Consider the following 9,089-nt stretch of genomic DNA (forward strand, 5'->3'; position numbering starts at 1 on the left):
TTTGTTTTTCACCATTTTGAGGACTAAAATATTTATTTCCATAATCATCTTCCTCAAATATATAACTATTTCTGATTTCCATGCGTTGAATGCGAATATATTCTTGATATTCATTTTCTCTACGTGATATTTCTGAAAGTTGATGATCTATATTTAAAATTTGATCATTCAGTTTGCGTTGTTTAACTCTAATGTTTGTTTCGTTAAATTTTTCAAAAGACTTTTTAGGCAGGAGCAACTGATTTTCTTCTGTCCATTTATTTAACTGATTAGAATATCTCTCTTTTTTTTCTGTTTCACTAAGACCAGAGATATGCTTTTGGCGATCTAGTTGGGTGTTGTGTTGGTCGATTAGGTCATTGATTTGATTGATCCATTTTGTTTTAAAAAATAAAGGCTCTTTTTTGTGTAGTTCTGATATTTCAGAACTCATTGTGTCTAATTCTGCTGTTAATTTTGATAATTCTTCGTTTTGGAATTCAGAAAGCTTCTGAGAAATTTTTCCTAAATATTCAGCTTCAGACTGTTGGAATTGAAGTTCACTTCGTACTTTTTGCACAAGATCCTCAGATACGTTGATGTTTTCATCAAGTGCAATGACCTTTTTGATTTCTAAATTACGTCGCTTAATCTCATCATTTTTCAGACTAATCTTTGTAAATATTCCTCGTCTCCGTAGGTATGTAGCTTGAGGACCTTCGTGTTGAGTGGCTTCTAGGTCACTTTCTTGATCTTGATAACTTCTGTGATCGACACGTTCATCAAATCCATTTTGTTCCAGGTGGTGATTGCATAACTCTGCAAATAATTCTCTCCAGTGGTTTACTGTTTCTGTGCCATTGTCACGACTGAAGTCCCTATATTTTTTTGCTGAAAAGTCACCATGCTCATTAATACTTCGGGTGGTGAACATGATGTGTGCATGGTAATTGCGTTCATCACTTCCGTTGCTTGTATGCGGTGCATGAATAGCAGCGTCAACGATGACACCGTATTTTTTAACGAGGTCTTGGCAAAGTTCATTAAGCATGTTTTTACGCTGTTCAGCGTTTAACTCACTTGGAAATGCAATCTCAAACTCTCTTGCAAGTAAGGCATCTTTTCTACGTTCAACTTTTTCGACTTCGTTCCAAAGGATCTGGCGATTGAGTAACTCAGTATTTGTATTATCAGGGGCATAGATTTCTGTAAATTCAACACCAGTTTTTTTTGTATAGTCTTGTTCTTTTCCATAGAAATCACATACCAGTTTTTCACCTGAACGATATGCAGCACAAGCAACGGCTGAACGCCCATTACTTCTACTCATCGTTTTAACTGAAAAATGATATATCGCCATGTTGCTTTTGCTCTTAAATTTGGTTTACCAAATTTCACCAACCTGTATAGGTTGGTCAGGGGATTACAAAGGGGATTTACCCCTTGTCGCACCATTGAACTTTGTTCAATGGCTAAGTGCGCCCTTCGGGAAAACCACGATAGCATGGGATGTCTTGAATTTCAATTCAAACAGACCTATGCTTGAGGGGGATTCCTTGATACGGTGATGGTATGAGTGTTGATAATTTAGAGCAAAAAATTGCAAAGCAAGAAGAACGCTTAAGACAGCTAAAAGAACAGAAAAAAGCTGCCATTGCACGTGAAAAAAAGAAAGTTTCTGATCAACAAAGAAAAGATGATACGAGACGTAAAATTCTACTGGGAGCTTGGGCTTTAAATAAATTAAAAAATGATGAATCGTTTAAGCAGCAATTAGCCGATTTTGAGCAATTTTTAAACACGGAAAATAAGACCGAAGAAAATAGGCAGAAAGATAAAGATCTTTTTAATGGCGTTATGTGGGATAAGACCTAAATTTTGCATATGAGATTTTATGTTAAATAGTATCCAATGCGTCAAGTAATGTCCTTTATTCATAAGTAATACCAGATTTTTTGAATAGGTACGTCTATAATGCCTTTTTTGATTCTGCTTAGTTTTTCTAATGTCCAAGTTTACATATATTGATTTGTTCGCTGGTTGCGGAGGACTTTCTGAAGGTTTTTCTAATTCTAATTTGTTTGAAGGTCTTGCGCATGTAGAGTGGGAAGTCCCAATGGTTGGCACTTTGCGTAATCGTTTAGTGACCAAGTGGAATTACTCAAAGGACCAAGCAACGGATACGGTCATACATTTTGATATCCAAAAAACAGAAGAATTGATTCATGGTAATTGGAGCAATGAGACTAACAGCTTTTATGGTCAAACCAATTCTGACCTTGTTAAAAAATTCGGCTTAAAAGGTATTGTACAAGATCGATCAGTTGATGTCGTTATTGGTGGCCCTCCCTGCCAAGCTTACTCAATAGCAGGTCGTGCTCAAGATAAAAATTCTATGAAAGATGATTATAGAAATTATCTTTTTGAAAGTTTTGTAAAAGTAGTTGATGAATTTAGGCCTAAATTATTTGTTTTTGAGAATGTTCCTGGAATTTTAACGGCTAAACCAGGTGAAAAATTAGTTATAGATCGAATTTTTGAAGCATTCTCTGAGATTGGCTATCAGATAAAAGAAGCTAAACGATTAAAAGAGGCAACCTATACAGCTTCTGATTTTGGTGTTCCTCAAAAACGAAATAGGGTAATCATTATTGGAATCCGTAAGGATTTAGATATTGATGTTGATGAAATTTATCAATCAATTGATGAACAAAAGTCTTCTGATCTTAAGACCGTTGCGGATGCTATCAAAGATTTACCCAAATTTATGCCTTTATCCGAGCCCTTAAAAATTAAAGGAAAAAATATTTCTCATACAGGGGATGCTGATCAAATCTCTCATCATACACCTCGATACCATAATCCATCAGATGTGAATATTTTCAAACAGTGGGTTTCTCAAGGGATGAATAAACTGACTAATGATGAAAAGATTGGCTTTTATAATCGCTTAAAAGGTAAATCATCTAATCACGCTAAATATCGAAATTTAGAATGGGACCAACCATCACCTACAATTGTTGCTCATCTTTATAAAGATGGCCTGATGTTTATTCATCCTGATGCTAATCAAGCTCGTTCAATCACTATCCGAGAAGCTGCTTTATTGCAATCATTTCCTATGGATTATCAATTTTTAGGTAGTGCAGGGTACTGCTATAAAATGATTGGTAATGCAGTTCCTCCTTTAATGGCAGAAAAAATTGCCATTGGTATTTCTAAGTTTTTAGGTAAATGATGTATGAAAGTTTTAGTTGCTTGTGAAGAAAGTCAAGCTGTTACCAAAGAACTTCGAGCTTTAGGACACCAAGCTTATAGTTGTGATTTATTGCCATGCAGTGGTGGACATCCTGAATGGCATTTTAATGTTGATGTTTTTGAAATTATCAAAAATAAAGGAGGTGTATTGCAAAATGGTCATGAATCCTTTGTTTCAGATTGGGATATGATGATTGCTCATCCACCATGTACTTACTTAGCAGTTAGTGGTGCGCAGTGGTATTACCATCCAGAAGATAAACATTTACCAACTGATCAACGACGTCCACACCCTAAATTTCCAAATCGAGCAAAAGATAGAGATGAAGCAATCGTTTTCTTTAAGGCTCTTTGGGAAACTGATATTGAGCGTATTGCAATTGAAAACCCTGTTGGTGTTATGAGTTCTCATATAGGTAAAGCGACCCAAATTGTTCAACCTTATATGTTTGGTGATGAAGCTACCAAAACAACTTGTTTATGGCTTAAGAATTTACCGTTACTTACTCCAACAAATATTGTTGGCAAAGGTGAGCGTATTACTTTTGGTAGTGGAAAATCGATGCCTAAATGGTATGCCGAAGCTTTATCTAAAGCTAAAACAGCGGAAGAGCGTCGCAATCTTAGAAGCAAGACATTTAAAGGTATGGCTAAAGCTATGGCTGAACAATGGACAAACTTTAATTAGCTCTGAAAATGTCTTTTAAAACCAGTACACTATGATAAATTTATTGTTATAGTGTACTGAATTACGATGAAAGCATTAGATTCTTTAAAATTAGATCAGTGGAGAGATGTGAATGGCGGACTAATTTTAGCCTATCTAGATTGTTATTCAAAACTTAGCAAAGATAAAAAATTAAATAAAGCTGAACAATTATACCAATCTCTAATGATATTTGATCCTACAACAAGTGATTCAACACAAAAGTTTTATAATAGCGCTTATACAATTGCTCGTGAGTTAGGGATTTTTTATGAAGAAAATGATGAATTTCATTTAAGTGAAGCAGCTAAAAATCTCCTTAATCAACCAATTAGCAAAATTGATAACTGCATACAAAAATATATGCAAAGATATGCTCTAAATACAGAATTTCTTATTAATAATAAAGTAGTTCATCCCTTAAAAGTCTTAATAGACAATTTTGGAGATAATGAATTTTCACTCAATGATATGAAAAATATCAATGAATTAGTTCCAAGCTCTGTTTCTTCTCCAAATGAAACTAGTCTCAAATATTTTTTAAATAGATTAGTTTTGGCAGATTTTCTGACTAGCTATAATAATAAATATCAATTTAAAAATTCAGAAAATATTAAAAATGAATGTACAGTATCTAGATTAAGTGTAGAAGATTTTAAAGCAACTTTTATTGGTGACCCTAACCATAAGAATGTTGTTAAATTGATGATTGATAGAGACATTCAAAATAATATTAGTGGCTTAACAGATGTTGAAGAAATTCAGTCTAAAATTGGTAAAAATACAATTATTTATGGCGCTCCAGGTGCAGGAAAAAGTGCATCAGTTAGTAAGATAATTGGTAAAAATTATATTCGTACAGTATTTCATCCAGAAACCCAATATTCTGATTTTATTGGCTGTTTAAAACCACATAAAGACTCTACTGGAAGTATCACTTATAGCTTTCGAAAAGGTCCTTTTATTCAGATACTTGAAAAAGCTCTATTAAATCAAGAAAACCATCATTTTTTAGTTATTGAAGAACTAAATCGAGCAAATACTGCTGCAGTATTTGGAGAGATTTTCCAGCTATTAGATAGAGATGATAAAGGAAAAAGTGAGTATCCAATTCTGATACAAGATGAAGATTTATATGATGCTTTAAAAGAAACCTTAGGTTCAGAGCATGAATCCATTGTAAAACGTCAGTTGATGATACCTAGTAACTTATCAATTATTGCAACGATGAATAGTAGTGATCAGGCTGTTTTTCCATTAGATACTGCATTTAAAAGACGCTGGATTTTTGAATACCTACCAATAGATTTTACAAATTGTGCAACAGGTGAAATTCCAATTCATCATGCAGTTTTACCACATGTAGAATGGAAAACATTAGCCCAAACTATTAATACTGTTTTGGTTCAACTCAAGGTTGTAGAAGATAAGCTTATTGGTCCGTGGTTTATTAAAGATAGTGATCTAGTTGAAGATCAAGCTGAACAGACTTTCATTGGTAAAATTTGTTCATATTTATGGGATGATGCCCTTAAGTATAAGAATAAAGATGAAATCTTTAGAAGTGATATTCATGGGTATGGTGAGCTATATCAACGGTATTCTGATCAGAAGCCAATATTCTCAGATAAATTTATGGAGATATTACAAACAAAACAAGATGTAGATACTGAGAACTCTAATAAGACAGAAGCAGAGTAATGGAATATCAGTTTTTTGAAGATAAACAATTTATCGACTCAAAAAAAATCCCTGATTATGTAATTGATAAATTGGTTTCAGTTGGCGGTCTTGATGTAGTTAATCAGGGACGAAAAATTGCATTTTGTGGGGTCATTATCTCTGAAGATTGTACATACTGCTTTGCTCCTGCTGGATCAGACTCTAAAAAAATTGAATCTATAGGAAATTTAATTAAGGTAATTCATTCTTATAAAAATTCTATTGATTCTAGTTTGTTAGCATTTGATGAAGATGAACAAGGTAAGGCTATTGAAGAAATTTCCTTAACAGACATTTTTGAAATTATAGATCTATATTTCAGTGTGGGGATCTTAAGATCTAAGACACATACTTATAGTGAAAAGGGACGAACGAATTGGTCTAAAACAGTGAATAGAGAATTTCCTGTCTTCACTAGTGATAATGTTCCAATCTACTTCGACCTTCATAAATACCCAGTTTCCATTTACCAAGATGATTTAATTTCCAGTATTCACTGTGAAATTATTTTAGACATTTTGCAAAATTTTCACTGGCTAGATGAAAGATTTAACTTTGTATCTAAAGATCAGTTAAGTGAAAAGAAATTACTTAATGAACTGGATGTTAATCAAAAAATTTCTCTTCTAAATCAAAGATTACATTCAACCTTTATTTCTTTAGAAATTAGAACTCTGCAATTATTGATTAGATATTTAGAGAGGGTTCATGAAAGTGGATCCAAGAATATTGTGATTGGAATTCGGAAATTTCATTACGTTTGGGAATTCTTACTTAGAAATATTTTTCATGATGTTGAAGAAAAAATTAATTCATTACTACCAGTACCTAAATATCAATTTTTAGGTCCGACAGATTTTAGTGAAACTTCAAATCAAAAGGCTATGCGCTTAGATGTATTCATTAAGAGTGAAAATTCTTGTTGGGTCATAGATAGTAAATACTATACGGCTACAGGTGCGCATAATGCTCCTGGATGGTCTGATTTAGTTAAGCAGTTTTTCTATGTCAAGGCTGTTAAATTGATTTATCCAAAGATTGAATCGATTAAAAATATTTTCATATTTCCAGGAGTAAACAATTCACTATCCAACATTGAAATGGTTTATCGGGAAGAATCTAAAGATGAAACAAAATTAGCGAAACTAGCGGAAGATTTTATTCCTATTGAATGTTTATATTTGGATCCTAACGATGTGATGGAGAGCTACTTAAAGTCTAAAAAAATTCATATTACAGATTATATTTAATTGGTAAGTTTTCCTAAAATTAACATAATACGCCTTATGCGAAATAATCTTTTTTATTTCATATAAATCATTGCCTTATCTCTTAATAGAAAGCCCAACTCAGCTGAATTGGGCTTTTTTATTCATTTTTCACGTTCCACGCCTATTCCTTGATCAAAGTTCCACGATTTTCATTAGCTACATTAAATAATTTATCAAGGTTTGAAATCGGTTTTGCTATGCAGAGCTTTAAAAATCCGTTTAGCTGTTTCCTCTCTGACACTTTTCGGATCTCGTAAGATGCCACCAATCCAAAGGGCAAAAGTAGGATAATCAGGAAAATTACTGAGGTCTGATAGCTCAGAAAGTTGAGATAAAATAGTACTGTACTTGTTGATTTGAGCATCAGATAGATTGCAGAACATATCTATGGTTTTTGTATCCCTTGTGGGTGCTGTGAGTTTTGGCTTAGGTTTTTCTTTCACTATAAATTTAAAACCAATAACTGAACGCCCACTTTTTATATTCTCATAGGTCAGGTTTATATCTGTATTTTCTGTAATCTCTTCTAATGAGGGTTTAATTACACGATCTTTTAAATTGCCTATACGCCTATATGATTCAGGTAATCCCAATTGTTCAAATAGTTCGTCTAAGCTAATTTGAAAACTACCCATTGTTTGATGTTTCTTTGCTAGGTGATAAAAATCTAGGGAATAATCTTTTTTTAATCGTAAAACTACCTCTTTTTTATACTTAGTATAAGGGTTTAGAGCATCAAACTCTCTAAGTAGTAATAATACTTCATCGGTAAAATATAATTCTGTACCACCTTGCCCAACCTTATAAATAACTTTATTGAGCCAACGCATTTTTATACGATCACCATTTTCAGCAGTATAGCCAAAGAAACGAGTAAACAAACGGTCTGATGCAGTTTCTAGGGATGTATACGCTGTTGAAATATCAATGCCACATTCATGGGAAAATTCACTTGAAGATATGAAAATAGGATCATTACTTGATACTTGAGTTGTCCTTGCTAGTGGTGTTGCCATGATGAATAAACGTTTCTCATCAAGAGACATCCCTCTAAAGCATTCAGCTACTCTGTTTTGTAGTACAACCCAATCTTTTGGGTAATGTTTTTTTATATCTAATCCCATAATTATTCTACATTGTTAAAGTCAGTAGATTTTATATATTAATCTACAAATATATTCAAGTAGTTTAATACTTGGTATTTGTAGTTTTTAAACTTGGCGTTTGTAGTTTTTTAAGGGTATTTAACTTGGCATTTGTAGTTTAATACTTGGCGTTTGTAGTTTTTTAAAGTCTGAAAGCATTGCTAGACGTGGGCTAGAGGGGGGTCTAAAAGCTTTTAAAAGCTTTTTAAAAGTATAAAAGGGAATCTTGTTCAAATTCGGGCTATAAAAACTGCCCTTGGTACTCGCTAAAGCTCGTACTCTATTGAAGCTCGTTTCTCTCGCTTCGTTGGGGCAGTTTTTTTCTTAATTTATCGAGTATTCAAAAAGCAAAAGCATCAATAATGCATTCGCTTCGCTCATGCTTTTTGAAAAGCAAAAGCTTCATTGTGACGCTCGTAGACACTCGCTAAGCACAATCTACTGTAATTCAGTAAAAACGGTTTTTCAGAGGGGAATTAAGCGAACTTTCAATGTGACGCTCGTAGACACTCGCTAAATGCTCTCATTTGCGTTCTAAGCAATTTTATTTTAATCAACTATAGTTTCCCTATATTTTTAGTTAAAGTCGCTAAAAACCCCGTTTTTTTGCGTTTAAATGGGGGTTACCAAGGCATGTAGTCAGGATTATTATCAAAATCTGGTTTTTTGGGTTCATTTTTCTGCTGGTTTTTTGGGTCTTCACGTCTTGAAAATGCTAAAAGGTCGGGTGCTCGTTTTTCTTGCTCATAACGTTGTTCTTCTTCTTCATGCAACTGCTGTTCTCTAGATTCACGATCTTTTCGGTCATTTTCGAGCTGTAGAGCTGTTTTTCGGTCAAACTCTTGCTGCACTTCCATTTCAACGCTTTTTGTAAAATCTGCATGCAATTTTTGGATTTTCAGCTCTTCCATATCTTCTGCGTATAGTCGTTTTTGTTTTTCACCATTTTGAGGACTAAAATATTTATTTCCATAATCATCTTCCTCAAATATATAACTATTTCTGATT

At 33.4% G+C, this 9,089-nt stretch carries 7 protein-coding genes and 1 pseudogene; 5 read left to right on the forward strand and 3 right to left on the reverse strand.

What is annotated here, in order from left to right; all coding sequences use genetic code 11:
- Positions 1–1,339: MobQ family relaxase (gene mobQ, locus HX129_RS17240; RefSeq protein WP_286436372.1), on the reverse strand; the 1,339-nt coding region annotated here is incomplete at its 3' end.
- Positions 1,340–1,551: 212 nt separating this feature from the next.
- Between mobQ and HX129_RS17245 the strand changes: the two genes are divergently transcribed.
- The 5 genes from HX129_RS17245 to HX129_RS17265 all read left to right on the forward strand — a co-directional run bounded on the left by HX129_RS17245 (position 1,552) and on the right by HX129_RS17265 (position 6,915).
- The gene (locus HX129_RS17245) at positions 1,552–1,854 is read left to right on the forward strand and encodes a hypothetical protein (protein WP_286436373.1); all 303 of its coding nucleotides are present in this window, start codon (positions 1,552–1,554) and stop codon (positions 1,852–1,854) included.
- Between the two features lie 130 nt (positions 1,855–1,984).
- Positions 1,985–3,217, forward strand: a complete 1,233-nt coding sequence (locus HX129_RS17250) for a DNA cytosine methyltransferase (RefSeq protein WP_286436374.1) — start codon at positions 1,985–1,987, stop codon at positions 3,215–3,217.
- Between the two features lie 3 nt (positions 3,218–3,220).
- On the forward strand, positions 3,221–3,925 hold the full coding sequence (locus HX129_RS17255; RefSeq protein WP_286436375.1) for a hypothetical protein: 705 nt from the start codon (positions 3,221–3,223) through the stop codon (positions 3,923–3,925).
- A gap of 66 nt (positions 3,926–3,991) precedes the next feature.
- On the forward strand, positions 3,992–5,644 hold the full coding sequence (locus tag HX129_RS17260) for an McrB family protein (RefSeq protein WP_286436376.1): 1,653 nt from the start codon (positions 3,992–3,994) through the stop codon (positions 5,642–5,644).
- Positions 5,644–6,915, forward strand: coding sequence for an LlaJI family restriction endonuclease (locus HX129_RS17265; RefSeq protein ID WP_286436377.1), 1,272 nt, complete (start codon positions 5,644–5,646; stop codon positions 6,913–6,915). Before HX129_RS17260 ends, HX129_RS17265 begins: the two co-directional genes overlap by 1 nt.
- A 194-nt stretch (positions 6,916–7,109) precedes the next feature.
- On the opposite strand, the gene HX129_RS17270 is transcribed toward HX129_RS17265, so the two are convergent.
- Positions 7,110–8,060 (reverse strand): replication initiation protein, encoded by a 951-nt coding sequence (locus HX129_RS17270; protein WP_286436378.1) that lies wholly within the window; start codon positions 8,058–8,060, stop codon positions 7,110–7,112.
- Positions 8,061–8,704: 644 nt separating this feature from the next.
- Positions 8,705–9,089 (reverse strand): annotated as a pseudogene (locus tag HX129_RS17275) (MobQ family relaxase); the annotation flags it as partial.

Source organism: Acinetobacter sp. 251-1, from assembly GCF_030329305.1.
GTDB lineage: Bacteria > Pseudomonadota > Gammaproteobacteria > Pseudomonadales > Moraxellaceae > Acinetobacter > Acinetobacter piscicola_A.

What these genes read in the sequence shown, in the direction of transcription:
- HX129_RS17245 (WP_286436373.1), top strand. Translation starts at nt 1,552, where the DNA reads ATGAGTGTTGATAATTTAGAGCAAAAAATTGCAAAGCAAGAAGAACGC.
- HX129_RS17250 (WP_286436374.1), top strand. Translation starts at nt 1,985, where the DNA reads ATGTCCAAGTTTACATATATTGATTTGTTCGCTGGTTGCGGAGGACTT.
- HX129_RS17255 (WP_286436375.1), top strand. Translation starts at nt 3,221, where the DNA reads ATGAAAGTTTTAGTTGCTTGTGAAGAAAGTCAAGCTGTTACCAAAGAA.
- HX129_RS17260 (WP_286436376.1), top strand. Translation starts at nt 3,992, where the DNA reads ATGAAAGCATTAGATTCTTTAAAATTAGATCAGTGGAGAGATGTGAAT.
- HX129_RS17265 (WP_286436377.1), top strand. Translation starts at nt 5,644, where the DNA reads ATGGAATATCAGTTTTTTGAAGATAAACAATTTATCGACTCAAAAAAA.
- HX129_RS17270 (WP_286436378.1), bottom strand. Translation starts at nt 8,060, where the DNA reads ATGGGATTAGATATAAAAAAACATTACCCAAAAGATTGGGTTGTACTA.